This window comes from Paenibacillus tabacirhizosphaerae (assembly GCF_040812395.1).
Lineage (GTDB): Bacteria > Bacillota > Bacilli > Paenibacillales > NBRC-103111 > Paenibacillus_E.
This window is the reverse complement of sequence record NZ_JBFNXH010000006.1, coordinates 93,249-116,950: the sequence shown is the minus strand read 5'-3', so window position 1 is coordinate 116,950 and position 23,702 is coordinate 93,249. Positions and strand designations below refer to the sequence as shown.

Here is a 23,702-nt window from a genome sequence, read left to right as displayed (position 1 = left end):
CGGTTCAGGGGGAGTGGCAGTACGTGAATGAAGAGAGGTTTCAAAAGGCTGAATTCGCCGCCTGGGCAGGAATTGTCGGCAATCTGGCACTTGCGCTTCTCAAGGGTATCGTCGGTTACATGGCGCAAAGCAAAGCGCTACTGGCAGATAGCGCGCATTCAGCATCTGACGTAGTCGGCTCTTTCATAGTTCTAATTGGACTTCGAGCCGCGAAAAAGCCGCCGGATGAAGATCATCCTTATGGTCATGGGAAAGCGGAGTCTATTGCTTCCATCGTCGTTTCCGTTCTCTTGCTTGTTGTTGGGCTGGAGATCGGCATCTCAGCTATCAAGTCGATGTGGCAGGGCATTGAGGCGGCTCCTAAAGCGTATGCGCTTATTGCAATTGGCATTTCGCTTGTTGTTAAAGAAGCGATGTTTCAGTATAAATTCCGGCTGGGGAAACGATTGAAGTCACAGGCATTAATTACCAATGCATGGGAGCACCGTTCCGATGTATACTCTTCAATTGCGGCGCTTGTTGGCGTGTTCGGAGCTTTAGTGGGGCAATATTTGGATTTCAAGATGCTTTACTATCTTGATCCGATTGCCGGGTTATTCGTTTCTGCACTCGTTCTCAGGATGGGGTATTCGCTCGTAATGGATGCCATTCATCGGGCGATGGATCATGTGCTGCATCAGGAAGACGCTGCAGATCTCATAACAACGGTCCAGACGATTAAGGGTGTAATCGCTGTAGATGATTTGCGAGCAAGAGAACATGGCCATTATGTCATCGTTGATATTAAAATTAGCGTGAACCCGAGAATTTCGGTGCTCGAGGGGCATGATATCGCAAAAATCGTCAAACAGCAGTTGATGAAACGCTTCCATCATGTGACGGATGTTTTTGTTCATGTGAATCCATATGATGCCGGTTATCCCTATAAAAACAATACGGATACCGAACTGAGTGAATATCCGACTATATTTCATTAAGTCTGTATGAACATTAGTATTTTAGCTTGCGAAGAAAGCTTTCCTAACGGAAAGCTCTAAGTTAACGCTTACGAAGATAGTTTTGCATAGCAAAACTTTAAGGAGGACACACCAGGTGCTAGCCCCCAAGGCCAGATGGAGCATAGGAAATGCGGACGAATCACTCATAGAAACATTTGTCCGCGACTTACATATCGATCCGCTCGTCGCCAAAATGCTCGTTCTCCGAGGTTTACACACCGTTCAGGAAGCTGAACAGTTTATGCATGGCGGAGCGGATCACTTTCTTGACCCGTTCCTGCTGGATGGGATGCGTCCTGCTGTTGAGCGCATCCAGAAAGCCATAGAGCGCGATGAGCACATTCGCGTCTATGGGGATTATGATGCCGACGGCGTAAGCAGTACGTCGTTGATGGCACATTTGCTGCGAAGCTTAGGCGCACGCTTCGATACGTATATACCGCATCGGATCCGTGAAGGATACGGTTTGAATCGATCGGCAATTGCGCTGGCCAAAGAGCAGGGCGTCTCGCTGCTCATCACCGTCGATACGGGGATCAGCGCCGTAGATGAAGTTCAGTACATTCAAGAGCTGGGCATGGATGTCATTGTTACAGACCATCATGAACCGCCGGAGATATTACCTGATGCGCTCGCGGTTATTAATCCCAAGAAACCGGGATGTTCATACCCGTTTAAGCATCTAGCGGGCGTCGGTGTGGCTTTTAAGCTTGCCCATGCGCTTCTTGGGCGCTTGCCTGAGGAGCTGCTGGAGTTCGCTGCGCTGGGCACAGTCGCCGACCTGATGCCGCTTACCGGTGAGAATCGACTTATCGTGAAGCTAGGCTTAGTACGCATGCAAGCCTCTACCTATGCGGGTTTCCGATCTTTGATCGGCGTATCCGGCATTGAGCGTAAAGAAGTGACCGCCTCACATATCGGATTTTCACTGGCTCCTCGCATTAATGCAAGCGGAAGGCTGGAATGCGCCGACGAAGCGGTGAAGCTGCTTACAACAACTGATGAACTGGAAGCAGAACAAATTGCTTTCGAGTTGGATATGTTGAATAAAGAGCGTCAGCGCATCGTGGAAGAGATGACGAAGGAAGCATTGGAAATGGCTGAGCAACAGTGGGCTAGCGGCCTGGATAAAGTCATTGTTGTCGCCAAAGAAGAGTGGAATGTCGGCGTAGTCGGCATCGTCGCTTCTAAAATAGTGGAAAAGTTTTATCGCCCAACGCTTGTGCTCAGCATTAATCCGGAAACGGGGATAGCGAAAGGCTCCGCCCGTTCCATTGCGGGGTTCGATCTGTATAAAGCATTGACCGCATGCAAGGACTGGCTTGATCACTACGGCGGTCATCAGGCGGCGGCAGGAATGAGCCTGGATCGCAGCCATTTGGATGCTTTCACGCTCAAGCTGAATGAGCTTGCGGCTGAATCGCTGACGGAACAGGATTTCATTCCTCTGCTGAAAGCGGACGCGGTTGTCAGTCTGGCTGATGTGCCGATTGCGGGCATCGAGCAATTGGAGAAGCTGGCGCCGTTCGGCATGGGGAACCCTGCGCCGAGATTTGTATTCACGGATATGTCGCTGGGCGAAATCCGCACGATGGGGAAAGAGAAGCAGCATCTGAAGCTTGCGCTTTCTCAAGTGCAGAACGAAGTAAGCTGCTCCGTTGAAGCTGTAGGCTTCGGCAAAGGAAGCCTTACGAGTTTGATAGCGCCGGCAGCTCGGCTTGATGTGCTTGGTGAACTGTCCATTAATGAATGGAACGGCGTTCGTAAGCCGCAAATTGTGATGCAGGATTTGAGAATCACCCATGTGCAGCTGTTTGATTGGCGGGGTGCGCCTCAGTTGGAAGGGAAGCTCACCGCTTTGCAGCAAGCCTTATCGGCGGGTGTAGGCAACACGGGTTCTAATTCGAGTGCAGCCTTTGTTTTGTTTAATGAACGGGATGACAGGCCATTTGCTGCAGCATCGTTCCAGCTCGGCGATTCTTTTCCTTACTGGATCGTTCAGGATACAGGTGAGCTTGCAGCAGGCAATGCGAAGGCTGCTGAGCTGGATTTTGCCAGCATGCAGGACATTGTGCTGTACTCGATCCCTGGCAGCGCCCAAAGCTTGCAAAGTCTGCTCCGGCAGGCGCGAGGGATGATGCGCTGCTATGCAGTGTTTGCGGAGTTAGGCACGAATACGGGCAGTACAATGCCGTCGCGCGATATGTTTAAGCTATTGTATGGGCTTCTGCAGAAAGAAGGATCTCTGAATGAAGGAGATCAAAGATTCATGCAAGCCTTTAGTCGGCGTTCAGGTCTTTCCCCAGCTATGATACAATTCATCCTATCCGTATTCGAAGAATTAGGGTTCATCGAGCGGCAAGGGGCCGTCGTTAGGTTGCAAGCAGCTCCGGCCAAAAGGGATCTAACAACATCTCGTTTGTATCAAGACAGGCTGCATCGTCAGGAAGTTGAATCGATCGTGATGTACTCGTCAGCTAAAGAGCTGGAGCAGTGGATTGTTGAACAACTAACATCTCAAAACGAAAAAATGGAGGAAATCGTATGAATTTCAAAGATTATATTCGCGTTATCCCAGACTTCCCGCAACCAGGCATTCGCTTCAAGGATATTACAACACTTCTCCAAAACGGAGCTGTATATCAAGAGGCGATCAATCAGTTGAAAGAAATGATTAAAGAGAAGGAAATCGATGTGATTGCCGGACCTGAAGCTCGCGGTTTCGTTGTTGGCGCTCCTTTGGCTTATGCCCTAGGAGTAGGTTTTGCGCCGATCCGCAAGAGCGGCAAGCTGCCTGGCGAAACCATCGAGGCCGATTATGCCCTCGAATACGGGAAAGATAAATTAGCCATGCATAAAGATGCGATTAAACCGGGCCAAAAAGTGCTGATTGCCGATGACTTGCTGGCTACAGGCGGTACCATACAAACATCGATTGACTTAATCAAGCAGCTTGGCGGAGATATTGTCGGCGCAGCATTCTTGATTGAGCTTTCATACCTGGATGGCAGAGATAAGCTGAATGGTATTGATGTCGTTTCGTTAGTCCAATATTAATCATACGAGAGCACCTCATGATTTGCCTTAGCGCATGGATGGGGTGCTTTACATTTATAGCCTTTAATAGCCTGACGCGATAACGATTATTTGACCTATAACTGGTTGATACTAGTAAAATTTCTAAGCCTTTTAGAGACAATTGCAGGTAACATTTTGTGAAAAAGTGAAAGCTTTGCGAGAATGGCTGTTATTTTGTCGAATGTAAGCCCGCGAGCAGTTGACGTGGAGCCTGCCTTGCCGTCATAATGAATAAAAATCGACTAAAGGGAATGGGTAAATGCATGGGTATAGAGCAGCTATTGGAGAAGGCCGCCACCTATCTAAAAGAAAATGACTTGCAAAGGATTCGGGAGGCCTATGAATTTGCCGATGAAGCCCATCATGGCCAAGTGCGCAAATCGGGGGAACCCTATATTTTGCATCCCTTAGCTGTTGCAGATATTCTGGTGAACATGCAGATGGATGTCACCTCGGTGATCGCAGCATTGCTTCATGATGTCGTTGAAGATACGACGGTTTCACTTGAAGCCGTTCATGATAAATTCGGAAAAACTTGCGCCATGCTGGTAGATGGACTAACCAAGCTGGAACGAATCAAATTTAAGTCCAAGGAAGAGCAGCAGAACGAGAATTATCGTAAAATGTTCGTGGCGATGGCCCAGGATATTCGTGTTATTTTGATTAAACTTGCCGATCGACTGCATAATATGCGTACTTTAAAATACCAGTCAGAAGAGAGCCAGCGCCGCATTGCGGAGGAAACGCTGGAAATTTTCTGTCCCATCGCGCACCGGCTCGGGATTTCCACGATCAAGTGGGAGATGGAGGATATCGCTCTCCGGTATTTGAATCCGCAGCAATATTACCGGATCGTTAACCTTATGCAGAAGAAACGCACCGAGCGTGAACAATACATCGAAGACGTTATCCAGAGCATCAAAGAGAAACTGGAAGAAATGGGTATCCAAGGAGACATTTCGGGGCGTCCCAAGCATTTATACAGTATTTATAAAAAAATGAGTTCACGCGGCAAGCAGTTTAACGAGATTTACGATCTCATGGCGCTGCGCGTTATTGTCGATGGCATCAAAGATTGTTACGCGTCGCTTGGCATTATTCATACGCTATGGAAGCCGATGCCGGGCCGTTTCAAAGATTACATTGCAATGCCAAAACCTAATATGTATCAATCCCTGCATACGACTGTAATTGGTCCGAAGGGCGAGCCGCTCGAAGTGCAGATTCGCACGTGGGAGATGCACAAAACTTCGGAGTTCGGTATCGCTGCCCACTGGGCGTACAAAGAGGGCGGTTCGGTCGGACCATCGGGCACTTTTGGGGATAAAATGGGCTGGTTCCGCGAAATTCTGGAGCTTCAGCACGAAACAAACGATGCTTCCGAGTTTATGGAATCCATGAAGATGGATTTCTTCTCTGACCTTGTTTATGTGTTTACGCCAAAAGGAGAAGTAATTGAACTGCCTGCTGGCTCTGTGCCGCTTGACTTTGCATACCGCATTCATACTGAAGTTGGTAATCGCACCATTGGCGCGAAGGTGAATTCTCGTATCGTACCACTTGATCATAAGCTGAAGACCGGTGATATTATCGAGATTCTAACCTCGAAGCATTCGTATGGGCCGAGTCAGGACTGGATTAAAATTGCTCAATCCTCACATGCACGGAGCAAGATCAAGCAATGGTTTAAGAAAGAAAAACGCGAAGAAAATGTGGAAAAAGGCAAGGAAATGATCGAGCGCGAGTTGAAACGTTTGGCGATCGATCCGCCGACGCTTATGAGCGACGACAAAATGCTGGAAGCGGCGAAAAAGTTTAATTTTAATGATATTGAAGACATGCTGTCTGCCGTTGGATTTGGCGGGATCACAGCTGCTCAAATATGCACGAAGCTGACGGAAAAAATGCGCAAAGAAGCGGAAGAAGCGCAAGTCATGCAGTTGACCAGTGAGGTCAAAGAGGTTAAGTCGCAAGCGCAAACAGAACGGAAAAGCCGTCCGACCAATGGCGTTCGCGTCAAAGGTGTCGACAATTTGCTTGTACGTTTTGCGCGCTGCTGCAATCCGGTTCCAGGTGACCTTATTATGGGCTATATCACGCGGGGACGCGGAGTTTCCGTTCATCGCTCGGATTGTACGAACATCCCTACCAGCATGGGCGAAGAGGAACGTGTAATTGAAGTGGAATGGGCGGAAGCGGTAGAGTCTAATTTCAATGTGGAAATCGAGATCACAGGACATGATCGCCGTGGTTTCTTGAATGAAGTGCTGCAAGCTGTATCGGAGAGCAAAACGATGATTTCTGCTGTCTCCGGACGCTCGGATAAAAACAAGATGGCAACGATTCACATGACGATCCTGATTAAGAACATTGATCACCTGCAGGCGGTCGTTGAGAAAATCAAACGCGTTAAGGACGTATATTCCGTGCAGCGGATCATGCAAACGTAGCTAAGCATGTGAAGGAGCTTTGAAGGAGTTTTAGGAAGCGATGAGAGTAGTTGTACAACGTTGTAAAGCAGCCCAAGTCAAGGTAAACGCTGAAACAGTTGGCCAAATTGAACAGGGGCTAATGCTGCTCGTAGGCATCACTCACGAGGATACAGAGCAAGATGCCAAGTATTTGGCGGACAAAGTGTCCGGATTGCGCATTTTTGAAGATGAAACGGGTAAAATGAATCTTTCCGTTATCGAGACTGGAGGACAAATTTTGTCTGTTTCGCAGTTCACCTTATACGGGGATTGCCGGAAAGGCAAACGTCCTAACTTTATGTCGGCGGCAAGGCCGGAACTCGCCGAACCGCTCTATGAGAAATTCAATGAGCTGCTGCGGGCGCAAGGGCTTCAAGTAGAGACAGGTGCTTTCGGCGAAATGATGGATGTGGAATTTACGAACTGGGGACCTGTTACCCTAATCATTGACAGCAAATAAGGGTTGAATAGACGGCTGACTGGTCATACTAGAAATGTACAATCATGTCAGTTAGGAGCACCCAGATGCGTCAATCGATCAAGCACAAAGCCATGACGGCTCCCGAGCAACAACTGCTCCAAGGCACGTTAGCCGAACGGATGAGCCAAGCGCCTCAGTTATCGGACGTTGAGATGAGCGCTGAGTTCACCTCCGGGCAGGAGCGATTAAAGAGCATTCCCAAAAAATCATATCGTTAAGCCGTAAAGCCTCTTGCCCTGCTATTTGTACAGGGGAGAGGCTTTATTTGTTGAACGCGCATAATTTCTCAGCAACATGAAAATATGATAGACTAACAAGTGGTGTAATAGAACTGTTGGATGAGCTTAAGGGGCATTGGATGCCAAAGCTGCAGGAACAGAATAAATGGGGCAGGTGTTTTTGATCTAATGATGAATTCCGAACGTGGCAATTCCGCATCCAAAGGGTGGCTTTTGTTGATGTGGGCACTAATATTACTTGCGGTACTTGCCGCCGCGGCTTCACTGTATTACCAATATAAGCATCCAGCTAACAGCGGTCACAGCACGAAAAAGCAAAGCCTTGAAGAAGTGAAATCCGTAAAGAAAGCTAAAGATACATACGATGTTATTGTGGTAGGGACAGATCCGGAAGGAGTTGCGGCAGCTGTTTCCGCATCCCGGAATGGCTTATCTACGCTGCTTGTAGATGGTCGCGACCGTGAAATTCTGGGCGGACTGATGACATTGGGATGGATCAACTCTATTGATATGAACTACTCCTCAGGTAAAAATATATTTGGTAAAGACGATGTGTTCAATAAGGGCATTTTCTCAGAATGGTATGCCAAAATTGAAGGCGATTCGTTCGATGTCAATACGGCGGCAAATGCCTTCTACGATCTTGTCAAAAATGAGAAAAATATTGACATCCTCATGAAAACAAAAAAAATAGAGCCGCTTCTGGCACAAGGACAAGCGGCCGTGCAGGGTGCGACGATTACACTTGAAAACGGAAGCACGCAGGTCGTTAAAGCACCTTCTGTTATTGATGCAACGCAGGATGGCGATTTTGCCGCTGCGGCAGGTGTGCCGTTCACCATTGGTCACGAAGATATTGGCGATCCCAATTCTAAAATGGCCGTAACACTTGCCTTTCGTTTGAAGAATGTGACGCCCGAGGTCTGGGATCAGATGGCGAAGCGATTAAATAATGATGATGATGTTAATTCTGGTGTCAACGAAGTCAGCGTTTTCGGGTACAAGGAAATGAGCAGTTACCCCGCTGTAAACAAAGAGAGAGCCAAGATGAGAGGGCTCAATATGGGAAGACAAAACGATAATACCGTTCTCATCAATTCATTGCAAATATTTGGCGTTGACACATTTAATCCTAAATCGGTACAAGAAGCATTCGACATAGGTAAAAAGGAATTGCCTAATGTTGTCGCATATATGCAAAAAACGTTCCCTGAGTTCGCGCATCTCGAACTAGATGGCACAGCACCTGAGCTATATGTTCGCGAAACCCGTCATATGCAAGGGGAGTACCGCTTGAACATCGTGGATGTTTGCACGAATAGCGATCAATGGGATCGCATAGGCTTTGGTTCTTATGCCGTGGATATCCAACGAATTTCTCCGACGGATTCAGGCAATGTCGTGTGTAAACCGAAGCAGTATGCTATCCCGTTCCGCAGCCTCGTGCCTCAGAAGATGGATGGCTTACTGGTAGTCGGCAGAGCGGCTAGCTACGATACGCTTCCGCATGGCAGCGCGCGAGTGATGCCGACTGGAATGGCAGAAGGCGAGGCGGCAGGTGCAGCTGTGAAGCTGGCACAGCAAGAGAAACTGACTTTCCGCCAACTGTCAGCATCCAAGGAAGTGATTGCGAAGCTTCAAGCCCAGTTGAACAAGCAGGGGATGGAGATTCAACCAATCACTTTGAAACCACAGCCTTTTATGGAGCATAAGGAATATGAAGGCCTGAAGACGGCGATGATGCTTGGATTAGCATCCGGAGCCTACAATAACGACTTCCATCTGGATGAGCAAGCCAATCCGAAGCGTATGGTCAATCTGGTGAACGGTGCTAAGAAAATGAAGCCAGACGCGTTTAAAGGGGATCCATCAGCTGCGATTGCCAAGCTGGACAATTCGGACAAAATCGCTTTGACACTGGAGCAAGCGACCTACACGATCACGCAAGCGATAGGTATGAAAGTAGACGCATCTCAAGCTCAGGTAGAGCTTATCCGCGGCAAATTACTAACGGAAGCCTCCTTGAGCTTGATCGCCAATAAACAGAAGTTAACGAATGCCGATACGTATATGTTAATCAAAGATCTGAAGGTTGCCTTGACTGGCAAAAACTAGAGGACTAATAAGAGCCTTACTACCGCATGAATGGGGGTAGTAAGGCTCTTAGCTTTTTGTCAGATGGGGTTGACTGCGTTTACAGTTATTCGACGGTGTCGGAGGCATCCGCTTCAACTTCGGCGGATTCTTCGGCAGCTTCTTCGGCAGCTTCTTCGTTTTCCGCTTCTGCTTCTTCTGATGCTTCTTCATCTACTGCGTCTTCTTCTGATTCCCCATCCTCAGCCTCATCTTCTTCGGGAGCCTCCTCCGCTTCAACCTCATCTGAAGCTTCTTCCTCGGCTGCTTCTTCGGCAGCCTCTGTTACTTCTTCTTCGGCTTCTTCGGAGAAGAGCACCAACAGATCTTGCGGTTCTTCTTGAAATCCATTTTGTGTTGTCATTGTAACCAGCCTCCTGATTGAGAGTTCAAGGATATCGCCCTTGTTGTACATGTATATGTGGAAATTAGATGAATATACGGGGACAAAGAAATGAAAATTGGTGAAAATGCACGAAGCTTTTGTAATGTAATTGTAATTTAATTTTCATGTACGTTTAATCAAGCGGGGATATAATAAATTTCGACCCCCTTTAAAATATATACTTGAGGCCTGCAACCAATGTGTTGCAGGCTATTTTCTTGTCTAAACGTGCAAAAAACCCGATTCAGCTCTCAGCTGTGTCGGGTTTAATCTTATTTTGACAACTTATAAGATAGCATCTAACGAATAGTCGCCAGCGCCAATTAGTGCGACTCCAATAGCAATGACGATTAAGGCAACATTGTATTCGATTCCGTTTGCAGTGACCCAATAACCATTTTTACCATGAACCTTGATTATAGCGACTAACATTGTGAGTACGATAAGAGCAGCACCTGCGATCGTCCAAAGACCAGCTGCGAAAAGCAATCCGCCGGCAATTTCCGCAAGACCGGCAAGAACGGCCATTAACACACCTGGCTTGATGCCAATGGATTCAAAGAAGCCCCCCGTTCCTTTTGGACCATACCCGCCGAACCAGCCAAACACCTTCTGAGTACCATGTGCCGCGAATGTCAAACCAATAACCAACCGAATAATAAGTAGACCTAAAGCCATACTAACAACTCCTCTTAAGATATATTTTGTATAATGACTTACTTTATGTTAGTATATTATTACGAATCACTTACTTTTGTCAAGCGACTATGTTAAAATTGTTAATAAGGAGATGATTCATATGGAAGAATATCAACTATGTCCTAAATTCGAGAACGCATTCGAACTGCTGGGAAAGCGCTGGACGGGACTCATCATTACTGTGCTGCTGACCGGACCGAAAAGGTTTAAGGATATCTCTGAGCTGATCCCGAGTATGAGCGATCGAATGCTTTCAGAAAGATTCAAGGAGCTTGAGGCTGCTGGAATCATCATCCGACACGTATACCCGGAAACACCTGTACGTATTGAGTACGAGTTGACGGTTAAAGGTAAAGGGCTTAAACCAGTTATGGATGAGCTGCAAAAATGGGCAGACCTCCATTGATTATACCGGCACTTGTGCACGTAGATGGGAGTACTCCTGTCTCTTGACTTTGGGTCTGGTAATGATTACAATAATCAATAATGTAATTCTATAGTTCTTCGATCCATTGAAGGGATAAAGTAATTCGCCTCCACATAGATCAGAGAGGGAAGTCATGGCTGCAAGCTTCCTTATGATGAGCGAATGAAAAGACTTCCCGGAGGACCGGCAGGGAACTGCAAGCCAACTTTTAAGAGAGTTGTTGCCTAGTAGCTGCTGTGCGTGTAACGGGCGTTAACCGTAAAGAGCAGGATTGTTTGATCATAGTCTCAGAGGATATGATTAGCAGCTTGCTGAATGTGGGTGGTACCACGGGTGAATTTGTTGATCAAATCTCTCGTCCCTGACAAAACAGTCAGAGGCGAGAGGTTTTTTTGTTTCTATTCGAGGTTATTTAAAAGAAGTTTAAAGACAAGGATTAGGAGGTTGAACAAATGAGCATTCAAAAGCCTAAGGGCACACAGGATCTCCTCCCCGGAGAGGTCGAAAAGTGGCAGTATTTGGAGTCGAAAGCAAGAGAACTGTGCAGGAGATTTAATTACAAGGAAATCCGTACGCCTATTTTCGAGCACACCGAGCTTTTCTCCAGAGGCGTCGGAGAGACAACGGACATTGTTGAGAAAGAGATGTACACATTCCTCGACAAAGGTGATCGCAGCATCTCGCTGCGTCCAGAGGGGACAGCGGGTGTTGTACGGGCTTTTGTGGAGAATAAACTGTACGGCGAGCCTGATGTGAGTAAGCTGTACTATGTGGGACCTATGTTCCGCTATGAACAGCCGCAGGCTGGCAGATACCGTCAGTTTCATCAGTTCGGTATTGAAGCGTTCGGATCAGTCGATCCGAGTATCGATGCTGAGGTTATTGCGCTTGGTTATACGTTCTACAAAGAAATTGGGCTAAAAGAGGTTACAGTCGAGGTGAACTCCGTCGGTACCCCTTCCGTAAGAACTGCGTATCGCGAGAAGCTTCAGGAATTTTTCGCACCGGTGAAGGATCAGCTCTGCAAAGACTGCCAATCCCGCTACGAGCGCAATCCTATGCGCATTCTGGACTGTAAAAAGGATCAAAAATACGGTGAAGGCGCGCCAGACATCCTACAGTACCTGGACGAAGAATGCCAAACGCACTTCCAATTGGTTCAAGAGCATCTGCTGGGGATGGGTATTCCATTCCGAATTAATCCTCGCCTTGTACGCGGACTGGACTACTATACGCATACGGCCTTTGAATACAAAGCAGCGGGTATCGGTGCGATTGATACGATTGGCGGCGGGGGACGATACAACGGCCTCGTTGAGCAAATCGGAGGTAATGACCAACCAGGCGTTGGTTTAGGACTTGGGCTTGAGCGGATTTTGCTCGTGCTGCAAGCGCAAGGGGTCGAAATTCCGAAGCCGGAGCCGCTCGATCTGTACTTAATCGGGCTTGGCGAAGCCGCAGAGAAAGAAATCACGAAACTCTTGCACCAATTGAGGCAGCAGGGCATAGCCGCAGAGAAAGATTACCAAGGGCGTAAACTGAAAGCGCAAATGAAATCGGCAGACCGCTTTCATGCGACTTTTGTCGCCATTCTTGGTGACGACGAGCTCGTTCGGGGCGAAATCACGCTAAAGAAGATGGAAACAGGAGATCAAATGACGGTTTCCCTGGCGGAGCTTGCTTCGAACGCTTCGAAAACACTTTTTGAATAGAAATTTACCCATTTTATAACCCTATGAGGAGGAAATACGATTATGATGCTCAAAACACATCATTGCGGGCAGCTTACAAAAGCGCATATTGGACAGACGGTAGTACTAAATGGATGGGTTCAAAGAAGACGCGACCTTGGGGGCGTGCTGTTCATTGATCTTCGCGATCGCAGCGGTTTGGTGCAGACGGTATTCAACCCAGATTTCTCAGGAGATGCTCTAGCTATCGCGGATCGCGCACGTAATGAATATGTGCTGGCGGTAATAGGAAAAGTTGTTGAACGCGATGCGGAGACGGTTAACAAAAATATCGCGACGGGTGAAATTGAAATTCAAGTAACTGAAATTGAAATCATGAACGCAGCCAAAACGCCTCCGTTCTTCATCGAAGACGGTGTAGATGTGGATGAGGCTGTTCGCTTAAGATATCGTTATCTCGACCTCCGTCGTCCCGAAATGCAAAAAACGCTCGCGCTTCGTTCCAAAGCGGCAAGAGTGTTCCGCAATTTCCTTGACGATCAAGGATTCATTGAGGTAGAAACGCCCATTTTGACCAAAAGCACACCGGAAGGCGCTCGTGATTATTTGGTACCGAGCCGCGTGCATCCAGGCGAGTTTTTCGCCTTGCCGCAATCTCCGCAAATCTTTAAACAATTGTTGATGGTTAGTGGTCTTGAACGTTACTATCAAATCGCTCGTTGCTTCCGTGACGAAGATCTTCGTGCTGACCGTCAACCGGAATTCACGCAAGTCGACATCGAGACTTCCTTCTTAGCGCAAGATCAGCTTCTGGATATTCTGGAAGAGCTTGTAGTGAATCTGATGAAAGAGACGGCGAATGTTGAAATTCCTCGTCCATTCCAACGCATCACTTATGCGGATGCTATGGGCAAATATGGATCAGACAAACCGGACCTTCGTTTCGGTTTAGAACTTGAAGACGTTTCTGATATCGTTGCAACTTCAGGCGTACAAGTATTTGCTAATGTAATCAAAGCCGGCGGTCAAGTGAAAGTGCTGAACGCCAAAGGCTGCGGTACATGGAGCCGTAAAGATATCGACGACCTGGGAACTTTTGCGTCACGTTATGGAGCCAAAGGTTTGGCTTGGATTCAAGTGAAAGACGGCGAGTTCAAAGGGCCTATCGTGAAGTTTTTCAATGAAGCTGAGATTGCAGCATTGACTGAGCGTTTAGGCGCTGAAGAAGGCGACTTGCTTCTTTTCTCCGCCGATAAGAAAAAAGTCGTTGCAGACGTTCTCGGCAACCTGCGCTTGAAAATTGGCCGTGATCTTGGGCTCATTGATGATTCCAAGTTCAAATATGCTTGGGTCGTAGACTTCCCATTGCTTGGCTATGATGAAGAGGCGAAACGTTATGTCGCAGAACATCACCCATTCACACGTCCTAATGAAGATGATATTCATCTCTTCGATACAGACCCTGGACAAATCCGTGCGCAAGCTTATGACTTGGTGCTGAATGGTTATGAAGTGGGCGGCGGCTCCATGCGTATTTATCAACGTGAAGTACAAGAGAAAATGTTTGGAGCGCTTGGCTTCTCCAAAGAAGAGGCGACTGAGAAGTTCGGCTTCCTGCTCGAAGCTTTCGAGTATGGCACGCCTCCACACGGTGGTTTTGCTTTCGGCTTCGACCGTCTAGTGATGCTGATTACCGGCCGCACGAACTTGAGAGAAACAATTGCATTCCCGAAAACGGCGAGTGCGACGGATCTGTTGACGGATGCGCCAGGAACTGTAGACGACAAGCAATTAGAGCAGCTGTCTATTCGGGTAGCACTGAAGCAGCCTGCTGCTAAAGCTTAAGAAAGAGGACGTGTTTCCATGCTCCATCAATTTTCACGGACGGAACTGGCCATAGGCCCAGAAGGCCTCAATGTAATGAAAAATAGTACGGTCGCCGTGCTCGGCATAGGCGGCGTAGGCTCCATAGCCGCCGAAGCGTTGGCGCGTACAGGTGTGGGACGGATTATTTTAGTCGATAAAGACGTTGTCGATATCACGAATATTAATCGTCAGATACATGCGCTCACCACGACGGTGGGACAGCCGAAGGCAGACTTGATGCGCGATCGAATTAAGTTGATTAATCCGGAATGTGATGTCATTGCCTTGCGCATGTTTTACACAGAAGAAACGTATGAGAAGTTTTTTGAGTTCCCGCTTGATTACGTACTAGATGCCAGCGATACGATCTCTTACAAAATCCATTTGATCAAGCAGTGCTTGGAGCGGAAAATTCCGATCGTCTCCAGTATGGGGGCGGCTAACAAGATGGATCCGTCACAATTCAAGGTTGCTGACATTTCGAAAACGAGCATGGATCCTATCGCTCGCGTCGTTCGTCACAAGCTGCGTAAGGAAGGGATCAAGAAGGGTGTGAAGGTCGTATTCTCGACCGAGCAGCCGATGAAGCCTCGTGAGGATGTTACACAGCAGATCGTGCCTGCAAATGCGCCAGAAATTCGTAAAGCGCAGATGCCGCCGGCGAGCAACGCCTTCGTTCCGCCAGTGGCCGGATTGATTATGGTTAGCGTCGCCGTTAAGGACTTGCTGGAGAGCGCAGAGAAAAAGCAAAGTTAATTGAGAAGAAAGAACGGATACCACTGAGGGTATTCGTTCTTTTTTATCTTTACATGACACCGCTTCCCCGGCGGGGTATAATAGAACATACGTTTATTCTAGAAATATAGCAAAGGAAACAGCCTATTATGGATTTATTCACATATGCCTCGCAGCAAGAACCTAGCGGTAAGCTTTTAGCCGATCGGATGCGGCCTGCAACGCTTGAGGAGTATATTGGACAGGAACATATTATCGGACGGGGAAAGCTGCTGCGGCGCGCCATTGAAGCGGATCAGGTGAATTCTATTTTACTTTATGGTCCTCCGGGAACCGGAAAAACAACATTGGCGAATATTATTGCGAATCGCACACAGGGAGAGTTCATCAAACTGAATGCGGTTGACGCTTCAGTCAAAGACGTGCGGGAAGTCATTGAACTGGCGAAGTCGAATAAAGCGCTTTATGGGCGCAAAACAACATTGTTTCTCGACGAGGTGCATCGCTTCAATACCTCGAGGCAAGATGCGCTGCTGCCTGCGGTAGAGCAGGGCATCCTGATTTTCATCGGCGCGACGACAGAGAACCCGTTCCACCATGTGAATGGGGCCTTGCTGTCGCGCTCGACGCTCTTTCAGCTTAGGGCCCTCACGGCGGAGCATGCGCTCATCGCGATGCGAAGAGCGCTCGTCGATCCTGTGAAGGGGCTCGGCTTCATGCGCCTCCGCGTGGATGAGGAGGCGCTGGAGCATATTGCGCGGATGGCCGTAGGCGATATCCGCCGTTCGCTGAACGCGCTGGAGCTTGCAGCGCTGACAACTTCCCCTGAACCGGACGGAACGGTTCAGATTACGCTCGAGGTGGCAGAAGAATCCATCCGCCGCCCGATCGTGAAAGCGGACGAGTCGACGCAATACGACGTCTTGTCCGCTTTTCACAAAAGCGTGCGCGGCTCCAGCGACGCCGCGCTGTTCTGGTTCCTCTATGCCGTCGAGAAGCTCGGCATGGATCCAATGACGTTCCTGCGGCGTCTGATTGTCGCCTGCAGTGAAGATATTGGCCTGGCGAATCCGCAGGCCATGATGCAAGCCGTAACGGCCATGGATGCCTATCATAAGATCGGATGGCCGGAGTCCAAGTACGTCATTTCCCAGGCAATACTTTTTGCTGTAGAAAGTCCTAAATCCAATTCCATTCCAATCGCTATCGCGAGAGCGACTCAGCTAATGGATCAGATCAGATCTGCGGATGTACCGCTGCATTTGAGAGATACGCATTACAAAGGAGCAGAAAAGTTGGGGCATAAAGGCTACATGTACCCGCATGATTATCCAGGGCACTATGTCGCGCAGCAGTATTTGCCGGATGAAATTAAGAACGAAGTCATTTTTAATGCCAGCGAGCAAGGAACGGAAGAGAAAATGAAACAGAACCAACAAAAAAGAAGAGGTAGACCTACAGTCTCATAAGAGCTGTACGTTCCCTCTTCTTTCTTCTTCCATGGTGACACTAAACTCTTTTTGAGTCACCGGATTGTAGCGAATCGACACAATCAACGGAAATTCCGCATCTTTTTTCTTGACCCAGAAACGGAATTGCTGCTGGTCAACACCTGGCGCAACATGGGTCTGGCCTATATATCGATAATCCAATAACGTATAAATCTTGCTTGCCTCATGAAAAGCGAGACGACTCCACTTGGCATACTCAGGCTCATTTTCATTCGTCTGCGCTTGCTCGATCCTTATCACTTCATTGTTTCCCTCCGTAGTAGCTGCTGCTTCTACATGCCAACATGCGCATAGGACAAAAAGGACGGCTGCTGCTTTACTCATGAACTCTTTCACACCCTTCGCAGTTATCGTTAGCGGTTGATCATGCCCGTATACGAGACGGCGAAAGGTAATTATCAACAGGGCTGGTTCAGAGTTGGCAGGGTTTCAGCTACAGACGGAATATCTTGTACAAATAAGCAAGCGCTGCTTCGCTGCATCTTCCTTGCAGCTTTGTTCTAAGCATACTTTTAGCTTCAGGAGTAGGCAGTGTATTCGGTTCAAGACCATGAAGCTCCATCCAATGAGCGGCAGTCATATAGCAAGTGCTGTTCCAGCCACTTTTGACCCCATTTGCATTCAAACGCTCGCTAATGCCGGCAATGAGGAGGTCTGTTGTGCTTTGAAGCTCAATCAGCGCGCGGTCAAATTCATTCTTGGATTCCTTGGCTTTCATCCCGGTCTTCGCTCGAAGCTCTTTGACATCGATTCCCTCATTTTCAGAAACAGCCTCAAAGAGCTCCACAGCTGATTTAGGCAGCTGCCCATCCTGATAGCGTTCATCCACAGAGTAGGGTTCTTCCAATATGTTTTTCACTAATGGGAACAGATCAGCAGCGATCAACAAAGGCTTTTTAGCAAAAAAACGACCGTATGCGGCTAAGCCATCGCCTGGAAAACGGTCTCGCCAAAGCCAGGGGTCATCCTCTAAACCTGTATGCCATTGTTCTTTTTCCGTAATGGATTCAAGCGAAGGATGATCTGGTATGAAGGAGGATAGGGGAAGAATACCTACCTCTTTCACAATCTTAGCCGCTTCTGCATAAGTTGCGGCTTTCATCGAAATTGCCTTCTTTTCCACCAACTCAACATCCCCTATCCCTATTCTCAAATATTCCTAGAAATGGATTTATTTATGAACCTTGTCGATGACGCCTCCGCCTAGGCATACATCGTTTTGATAGAAGACGACGGATTGTCCCGGTGTCACGGCTTTTTGCGGTTGATCAAATACGACTTCACAAGTTCCATTTTCGCTTAAAGTAATGCGAACGCCTTGATCTGGCTGACGATAGCGGAATTTCGCTGTACAGGCAAAGGTACCGGTCGGCTTGTTAGGGCTGATCCAGTTCACATCCGTGGCGGTTAACCCTTTGGAATAGAGACCTGGGTATTGCTCGCCTTGAACGACCAGCAGACGGTTGTTTTCCAAATCTTTATCAACAACAAACCACGGTTCACCTGAACCTGAACCACCTATGCCCAAGCCTTGTCTTTGCCCAAGCGTGTAGTACATGAGACCATCGTGACGACCCTTCACTTCACCATTTCGGATATCGACCATGTTGCCTGGTTTTGCAGGAAGATACTGACTTAGAAACTGCTTAAAGTCACGCTCGCCGATAAAGCAAATCCCCGTGCTGTCTTTCTTTTTAGCTGTCGCCAGTCCGGCGGCTTCTGCAATTTCGCGAACCTTTGGCTTCGGCAAATGACCGATTGGAAACATAGCTCTGGATAATTGCTGTTGATTCAGAACATTCAGGAAGTAAGTCTGATCCTTGTTGGAATCATTGCCGCGAAGCAGCATATACTCGCCATCTTGCTCTTTGACCTGCGCGTAATGGCCTGTGGCGATATAGTCGCCGCCCAGATCGATAACCTTTTGCAGCAGCTCACCGAACTTGATTTCCCGGTTACACATCACATCAGGGTTCGGCGTGCGGCCTTTGGTATACTCGTCCAAGAAATAGGCGAACACTTTATCATAGTATTGCTTCTCGAAATTTACTGTATAGAAAGGGATGTCGAGCTGATCGCAAACCCTTCTGACATCCTCTGCATCTTCTTCTGCGGTACAATGCCCGAATTCATCGGTATCGTCCCAATTTTTCATGAATATGCCGATCACTTCGTAACCTTGCTCCTTAAGCAGAAGCGCTGCCACGGAAGAATCCACTCCGCCGGACATGCCTAGAATAACCCTTGTTTTTTTACTCATAGCTGTATACCTCTTTTCTACCTATCCTGCAAGTCATAGTGAAACTCTCACTATTATACATGTCCCCTCTGAAAATATAAAATATTTCATGAGAATGTCATTGTTTTTCTCCCACAAAACAAGGAATTATGATAACATATATATGATATGCAGATGTTTAGGAATGTTTTTGCTTAAAATGGAAACGCTGTTTAGCAGGATAGAGACGACCTTGATGGTATAAATGTTGAATGAGGTGTTATTTTGAAAATTTCTACAAAAGGCCGATATGGTTTAACAATCATGATGGAGCTGGCCAATAGATTCGGTGAAGGACCGACTTCACTCAAAAGCATTGCGGAAAAACATCAGCTTTCCGAGCATTACCTGGAACAACTCGTGGCTCCGCTAAGAAATGCAGGCTTGGTGAAAAGTATTCGCGGTGCATACGGCGGATATATTCTATCGAAATCTCCTGAACTGGTAACAGCTGGTGAAGTAATTCGCGTATTGGAAGGGCCAATCAGTCCCGTAGACTTTACGGAAGAAGACGATCCTGCCAAACGGGATCTATGGATTCGCATTCGCGATAGCATTGCAGATGTGTTGGATTCAACGACATTGGCTAATTTAATTTCTTTCGAAGATCAAGGCACGAACGACAACTATATGTTCTATATCTAAAGGTGCGATTATGTTTCCTATTTATTTAGATCACGCGGCGACAACGCCTGTGCATCCCGACGTAGTGGAAGCAATGCTTCCTTTCTATACAGCTTTTTATGGCAATCCATCCAGCACACACAGCTTCGGCAGAGCGGCAAGAACGGCTTTGAATCGGTTTCGTGACGCCATGGCAGCTTCATTAGGCTGTCTGCCTGGGCAGCTTATTTATACGAGCGGTGGGACCGAGAGTAACAATATGGCCATCTTCGGTGTGCTCAACGCAAATAAATACGGTAAGAAGCACGTGATCACAACCCAAATTGAGCATCATGCCGTACTACATCCTTGCGAGAGATTGGAAAACCTCGGTTACGAGGTTACCTACCTGCCAGTAGATCCGACCGGTCTTATTCAAATCGAGGATCTGGAAGCAGCCATTCGTCCGGATACGGCGCTTATCTCTATGATGTATGTGAACAATGAAGTGGGAACGATTCAACCGATTGAGCAAGCGGGTCTCCTGGCTAGAAGCCGGCAGATTCCCTTTCATGTGGATGCCGTTCAAGCATTGGGTAAACTGCCGCTGCATCTTGACTCGCTGCCCGTGGATTTGATGAGTCTTTCCGCTCACAAAATATACGGTCCCAAGGGTGTAGGAGCGTTATATGTCTCTAAGAATACAATTCTGATGCCTCATGTTTATGGCGGTTCTCAAGAGAGGAAGCGTCGTTCCGGCACCGAAAATATGGCGGGCATCGCAGGATTTGCTAAAGCCGTCGATATCAGTTTGTCGATGATTGCAAGCATGCAACATAAAGCTATGGAGCTTCGTCAAATCATGCTTACCGTTTTGGAAGAACAATTAGGCTTTGAAGGTTTTGTTATTAATGGTCACAAGGAACAGTCAATCCCGCATATTCTGAACATCAGCTTCCCAGGTATTTCAACGGAAACACTGCTTATGAATCTTGATCTGGAAGGTGTGGCAGCCGCGAGCGGCTCTGCGTGCACTTCGGGTTCTCTCGAAATTTCCCATGTGCTGAAGGCCATGAAGCTTCCAGAAAGTGCTACAGCCTCCGCGGTTCGATTTAGCTTTGGAATGGGGAATTCTATAGAGCAAATCGAAGCAGCCGCCCAAAAACTTGCAACCATTGTGAACCGGTTGCGTAGTAAGTAGTACCGGGTGGTTCTATTTGGGGCCCCCCCACAAAGTTAATGGATGAACACTTATCGAAGCAAGTCGAAAGCTTGATCGCTTTAAGCTGAAAGTTTAGACGCCGACCGAGCTTTCAGCTCTATGCGGACGGACTATGCTTCATAGCATCTCGTCACTTCGTGGGGGAAATTAGGAGGAATTTTGTTTGCGCAAAGCGCACGATCTCATCGGACTTCCCGTTCTGACGGTAGAAACGGGTAAGCAAATAGGTCAAGTGAAAGATTTGTTGCTAGATCCAACTTGGAACATAAAAGGCATCGTACTTGAAAGCAAGAACTGGTTCTCTTCTCTCCGGTACATTCCATGGGAGGAACTTGTTGCTGCTGGAGAAGATGCCGTTACCATACTGAACGACAATGTCATTCAAGAGCTGGAGCAAGCTGAAGGGCTGCATGCGCTACTTGAAGGAAGCCGTAAGATTAAAGGACTTCCCGTTATTACAGTGGGGGGCCAACAATTAGGCGTGGTAGAAGATGTTTATTTGAACAAGGATTGGGGCAAACAAATAGTAGGCTATGAATTGTCTGAAGGGTTTATTTCTGATTTGAAGGAAGGGCGTAGATGGCTTCCCATGCCAGAGTCGGCGACCAAAGGGGAGGACGCTATTATCGTGCCAACACATGCGACATCAGAAGTAGAAGAACTCTTCGTATCCAAAGAAGAATAGGGTGAGTAACATGATGCGTTGTCCAAACTGCAATTCCAAAGATATTGGGAAAATAGGTTCCCATCAATTTTACTGCTGGGGCTGTTTCATCGAGCTCAGCGTGAATGGCGACAAAATGTCCGTGTATCAAGTTGAGGAAGATGGAACGTTAAGCTCTCTTGATGATTTATTTTTTGAGGAAGAGATTCCTCAAATTCATGTGCACGCCAATTAACACCAAAGGTACAATCATACAACGTCATTTTTCAGGTGCTTGCCCAAGCACTTGAAGGATGGCGTTTTTTGTGTGAACTGCATGGTGTCCGCTCGACACCTCGGACAGCGGGTTATTTTTCACAGGTTGTACATATACTGTATTAGCGAAGCTTATACCTTGATGCAGAGGTGAACACAATGGAACGCTTTTGGAGAAATAAATGGTTTGTGATGTTGATCTACACCCTGCTTGCTCTGGCAACGCTTTATATGCTGCTGAAAATCAATCCCATATTAGTAAGCTTATTTCGCTTTCTGAAAGCAATTCTAACCCCGTTTATCATCGCTGTAATAATTTCATACATATTGAATCCGATCGTCAATATTCTTAATCAGCGTAAAGTGCCTAGAACGATTGCAGTACTTCTGATTTACAGTGTGTTCATTTCAGCACTTACCGTCATTGTCATGAACATGACACCGATGTTTATTAAGCAATTCAAGGAGCTGAATGAGCATATGCCAGAGATGGCGATGCACGCCCAATCCTTAGTTGATGGGTTTAATCAGAATCAATTGCTGCCTGACAGCGTCCGGCAAGGATTAAATAACTCTCTAACCAAGCTGGAGGAAACGATATCGATAGCAATCTCCGATTATGTGAATGGAATCGGCAACATGATCAACATGCTGTTCATCGCTTTCATTGTCCCTTTTGTTGCCTTCTATATTCTTAAAGATTTTCAACTCATGGAGAAAACGGCGCTGGCGATTGTGCCGAAGGCGCACCGGAAGAAGACAGTCAAGCTGCTTATCGATATTGATACGGCGCTTGGCAATTACATTCGAGGGCAGTTGATCGTGTGCTTGATTATCGGTATTCTCGCTTATTTAGGCTATTGGCTAATCGGGATGCCCTACCCACTGTTGTTAGCAAGTGTTGTAACGGTGTTCAACATCATCCCTTATTTAGGGCCATTTTTCGGGGCGGCGCCGGCAATCATCATGGCTTCGACGGTATCATTGAAAATGGTTCTATTCGTTGCCTTGATTAATATGGCTGTGCAAATATTGGAAGGTAATGTCATCTCGCCACAGGTGGTAGGGCGGACGCTTCACATGCATCCGCTGTTCATTATCTTTGCGCTTCTTGTAGGGGGAGAGGTGGCTGGAATTGTAGGCCTGATCTTGGCTGTTCCCTTCTTTGCCGTGTTGAAAGTTATCGTTCAGCATGTGTTTTTGCATTATATTCACAGGCCGACAGTATGAATAGACGCACAAAACCCCTTTGAGCCATGACTTGCGGGATCATGGTCCAAGGGGTTCTGCACGAGGGTTGAGGATATGAAAGGAGTGGCAATTGTAAACCATCGAATGATGAGCCACGAAACAAGTAAATCTTGCTGTGATGTTCTATTCGATAATGAAAATCATTATCATTGACTTTATTATATGTCCATTGAGAATCATTGTCAACTAGATTAAACATTTTTTTCATTCTTATTTTTATCGTCGCCCTGATCGTTATCTTCTTCCTTTTGCTCCTTCTGTTCCTGGAATTCGATTTTGGTTTGTCCTGTAATATAGTCAAAGGGGTTATACCTGCTGTCGGGTATCTCTTTTTTAATAAGCGTTTTGGCCATGATGTAAATAATTAAAATAAAGACAGGACCAATTAGTGACAACAAAAGGATAGACGAGAAATCCATTTCAACATCCTCCCAATATCAATCTAATTTTATAGTATATACGTTGCCCAGAAAATGTGGTTTCATCATTTTAGAACGTTCTCGGGCGGACAAATATTTGACAGTATGGAAGCATAAAGTTATAATTTGCCTTATCTATCACAATTGTGAAAACGTTGATGAAACTTCAGTAAGCCATAACTCATCGTCAGAGAAAAGGTTCCGGTGAAAAGCGAAAAGCGCTGATCAGTTGGCTGAAAGAACCTACCGATGCCAGGATGGCTGAACGCTCGTTTCGGAGTGTGGATGAACTCCAC

The 23,702-nt window shown here is 47.1% G+C and carries 23 protein-coding genes; 17 read left to right on the top strand and 6 right to left on the bottom strand.

From position 1 onward, the window contains the following. Positions 1 to 23 precede the first annotated feature (23 nt). From ABRS97_RS13015 to ABRS97_RS12985, 7 genes are all read left to right on the top strand, one after another. On the top strand, positions 24 to 977 hold the full coding sequence (locus tag ABRS97_RS13015) for a cation diffusion facilitator family transporter (protein ID WP_367814460.1): 954 nt from the start codon (positions 24 to 26) through the stop codon (positions 975 to 977). A 115-nt stretch (positions 978 to 1,092) separates the two neighbouring features. Then, positions 1,093 to 3,546 carry a single-stranded-DNA-specific exonuclease RecJ gene (recJ, locus tag ABRS97_RS13010; protein ID WP_367814458.1) on the top strand — a complete coding sequence of 818 codons (2,454 nt, stop codon included), beginning with the start codon at positions 1,093 to 1,095 and terminating at the stop codon, positions 3,544 to 3,546. Further along, on the top strand, positions 3,543 to 4,055 hold the full coding sequence (locus ABRS97_RS13005; RefSeq protein ID WP_367814456.1) for an adenine phosphoribosyltransferase: 513 nt from the start codon (positions 3,543 to 3,545) through the stop codon (positions 4,053 to 4,055). The genes recJ and ABRS97_RS13005 overlap by 4 nt, the downstream gene beginning before the upstream one ends. 284 nt (positions 4,056 to 4,339) lie before the next feature. Then, positions 4,340 to 6,526 (top strand): RelA/SpoT family protein, encoded by a 2,187-nt coding sequence (locus tag ABRS97_RS13000; RefSeq protein ID WP_367814455.1) that lies wholly within the window; start codon positions 4,340 to 4,342, stop codon positions 6,524 to 6,526. Between the two features lie 40 nt (positions 6,527 to 6,566). Continuing rightward, entirely contained in the window at positions 6,567 to 7,007 is a 441-nt protein-coding gene (dtd, locus tag ABRS97_RS12995) for a D-aminoacyl-tRNA deacylase (RefSeq protein WP_367814454.1), read from the top strand. A gap of 65 nt (positions 7,008 to 7,072) precedes the next feature. Then, the gene (locus ABRS97_RS12990) at positions 7,073 to 7,246 is read left to right on the top strand and encodes a hypothetical protein (RefSeq protein ID WP_367814452.1); all 174 of its coding nucleotides are present in this window, start codon (positions 7,073 to 7,075) and stop codon (positions 7,244 to 7,246) included. A gap of 189 nt (positions 7,247 to 7,435) precedes the next feature. Then, entirely contained in the window at positions 7,436 to 9,382 is a 1,947-nt protein-coding gene (locus ABRS97_RS12985) for an FAD-dependent oxidoreductase (protein WP_367814450.1), read from the top strand. Between the two features lie 85 nt (positions 9,383 to 9,467). On the opposite strand, the gene ABRS97_RS12980 is transcribed toward ABRS97_RS12985, so the two are convergent. Both ABRS97_RS12980 and ABRS97_RS12975 read right to left on the bottom strand, forming a co-directional pair. Beyond that, a complete protein-coding gene (locus tag ABRS97_RS12980) occupies positions 9,468 to 9,764 on the bottom strand; it encodes a hypothetical protein (RefSeq protein ID WP_367814448.1) in 297 nt (98 codons plus the stop codon). A gap of 306 nt (positions 9,765 to 10,070) precedes the next feature. After that, positions 10,071 to 10,463 (bottom strand): DoxX family protein, encoded by a 393-nt coding sequence (locus ABRS97_RS12975; protein WP_367814447.1) that lies wholly within the window; start codon positions 10,461 to 10,463, stop codon positions 10,071 to 10,073. 121 nt (positions 10,464 to 10,584) lie between these two features. On the opposite strand from ABRS97_RS12975, the gene ABRS97_RS12970 reads away from it, so the two are divergent. From ABRS97_RS12970 to ABRS97_RS12950, 5 genes are all read left to right on the top strand, one after another. Then, positions 10,585 to 10,890: a winged helix-turn-helix transcriptional regulator gene (locus tag ABRS97_RS12970; RefSeq protein ID WP_367814445.1), complete on the top strand. Its 306-nt coding sequence runs from the start codon at positions 10,585 to 10,587 to the stop codon at positions 10,888 to 10,890. 473 nt (positions 10,891 to 11,363) lie between these two features. Next, the gene (hisS, locus tag ABRS97_RS12965) at positions 11,364 to 12,623 is read left to right on the top strand and encodes a histidine--tRNA ligase (RefSeq protein WP_367814444.1); all 1,260 of its coding nucleotides are present in this window, start codon (positions 11,364 to 11,366) and stop codon (positions 12,621 to 12,623) included. A gap of 42 nt (positions 12,624 to 12,665) precedes the next feature. Beyond that, entirely contained in the window at positions 12,666 to 14,447 is a 1,782-nt protein-coding gene (gene aspS / locus ABRS97_RS12960; protein WP_367814443.1) for an aspartate--tRNA ligase, read from the top strand. A gap of 18 nt (positions 14,448 to 14,465) precedes the next feature. Next, positions 14,466 to 15,224, top strand: coding sequence for a tRNA threonylcarbamoyladenosine dehydratase (locus ABRS97_RS12955; protein ID WP_367814441.1), 759 nt, complete (start codon positions 14,466 to 14,468; stop codon positions 15,222 to 15,224). A 128-nt stretch (positions 15,225 to 15,352) separates the two neighbouring features. After that, positions 15,353 to 16,672: a replication-associated recombination protein A gene (locus ABRS97_RS12950; protein WP_367814439.1), complete on the top strand. Its 1,320-nt coding sequence runs from the start codon at positions 15,353 to 15,355 to the stop codon at positions 16,670 to 16,672. Here the strand turns inward: ABRS97_RS12950 and ABRS97_RS12945 are convergent. The 3 genes from ABRS97_RS12945 to mnmA form a co-directional block, all read right to left on the bottom strand. Further along, positions 16,667 to 17,038 (bottom strand): DUF3889 domain-containing protein, encoded by a 372-nt coding sequence (locus tag ABRS97_RS12945; protein WP_367814437.1) that lies wholly within the window; start codon positions 17,036 to 17,038, stop codon positions 16,667 to 16,669. The genes ABRS97_RS12950 and ABRS97_RS12945 overlap by 6 nt on opposite strands. Before the next feature lie 109 nt (positions 17,039 to 17,147). After that, on the bottom strand, positions 17,148 to 17,816 hold the full coding sequence (locus tag ABRS97_RS12940) for an AlkZ-related protein (protein WP_367814435.1): 669 nt from the start codon (positions 17,814 to 17,816) through the stop codon (positions 17,148 to 17,150). A 69-nt stretch (positions 17,817 to 17,885) separates the two neighbouring features. After that, positions 17,886 to 18,974, bottom strand: a complete 1,089-nt coding sequence (gene mnmA / locus ABRS97_RS12935) for a tRNA 2-thiouridine(34) synthase MnmA (protein WP_367814434.1) — start codon at positions 18,972 to 18,974, stop codon at positions 17,886 to 17,888. 243 nt (positions 18,975 to 19,217) lie between these two features. Here mnmA and cymR point away from each other — a divergent pair, with 243 nt between their 5' ends. The 5 genes from cymR (at position 19,218) to ABRS97_RS12910 (ending at position 22,966) form a co-directional block, all read left to right on the top strand. Further along, the gene (cymR, locus tag ABRS97_RS12930) at positions 19,218 to 19,637 is read left to right on the top strand and encodes a cysteine metabolism transcriptional regulator CymR (RefSeq protein ID WP_367814433.1); all 420 of its coding nucleotides are present in this window, start codon (positions 19,218 to 19,220) and stop codon (positions 19,635 to 19,637) included. 10 nt (positions 19,638 to 19,647) lie between these two features. Beyond that, positions 19,648 to 20,796, top strand: a complete 1,149-nt coding sequence (locus ABRS97_RS12925) for a cysteine desulfurase family protein (RefSeq protein WP_367814431.1) — start codon at positions 19,648 to 19,650, stop codon at positions 20,794 to 20,796. A gap of 184 nt (positions 20,797 to 20,980) precedes the next feature. Then, positions 20,981 to 21,502 carry a PRC-barrel domain-containing protein gene (locus ABRS97_RS12920; protein WP_367814430.1) on the top strand — a complete coding sequence of 174 codons (522 nt, stop codon included), beginning with the start codon at positions 20,981 to 20,983 and terminating at the stop codon, positions 21,500 to 21,502. A 10-nt stretch (positions 21,503 to 21,512) separates the two neighbouring features. After that, entirely contained in the window at positions 21,513 to 21,716 is a 204-nt protein-coding gene (locus ABRS97_RS12915) for a hypothetical protein (RefSeq protein ID WP_367814428.1), read from the top strand. A gap of 179 nt (positions 21,717 to 21,895) precedes the next feature. Further along, complete coding sequence (locus ABRS97_RS12910; protein ID WP_367814426.1) at positions 21,896 to 22,966, top strand: AI-2E family transporter; 1,071 nt, start codon at positions 21,896 to 21,898, stop codon at positions 22,964 to 22,966. 212 nt (positions 22,967 to 23,178) lie between these two features. Here ABRS97_RS12910 and ABRS97_RS12905 read toward each other — a convergent pair whose 3' ends face one another. Further along, positions 23,179 to 23,406, bottom strand: coding sequence for a DUF3951 domain-containing protein (locus tag ABRS97_RS12905; protein ID WP_367814424.1), 228 nt, complete (start codon positions 23,404 to 23,406; stop codon positions 23,179 to 23,181). Between the last annotated feature and the right edge of the window lie 296 nt (positions 23,407 to 23,702).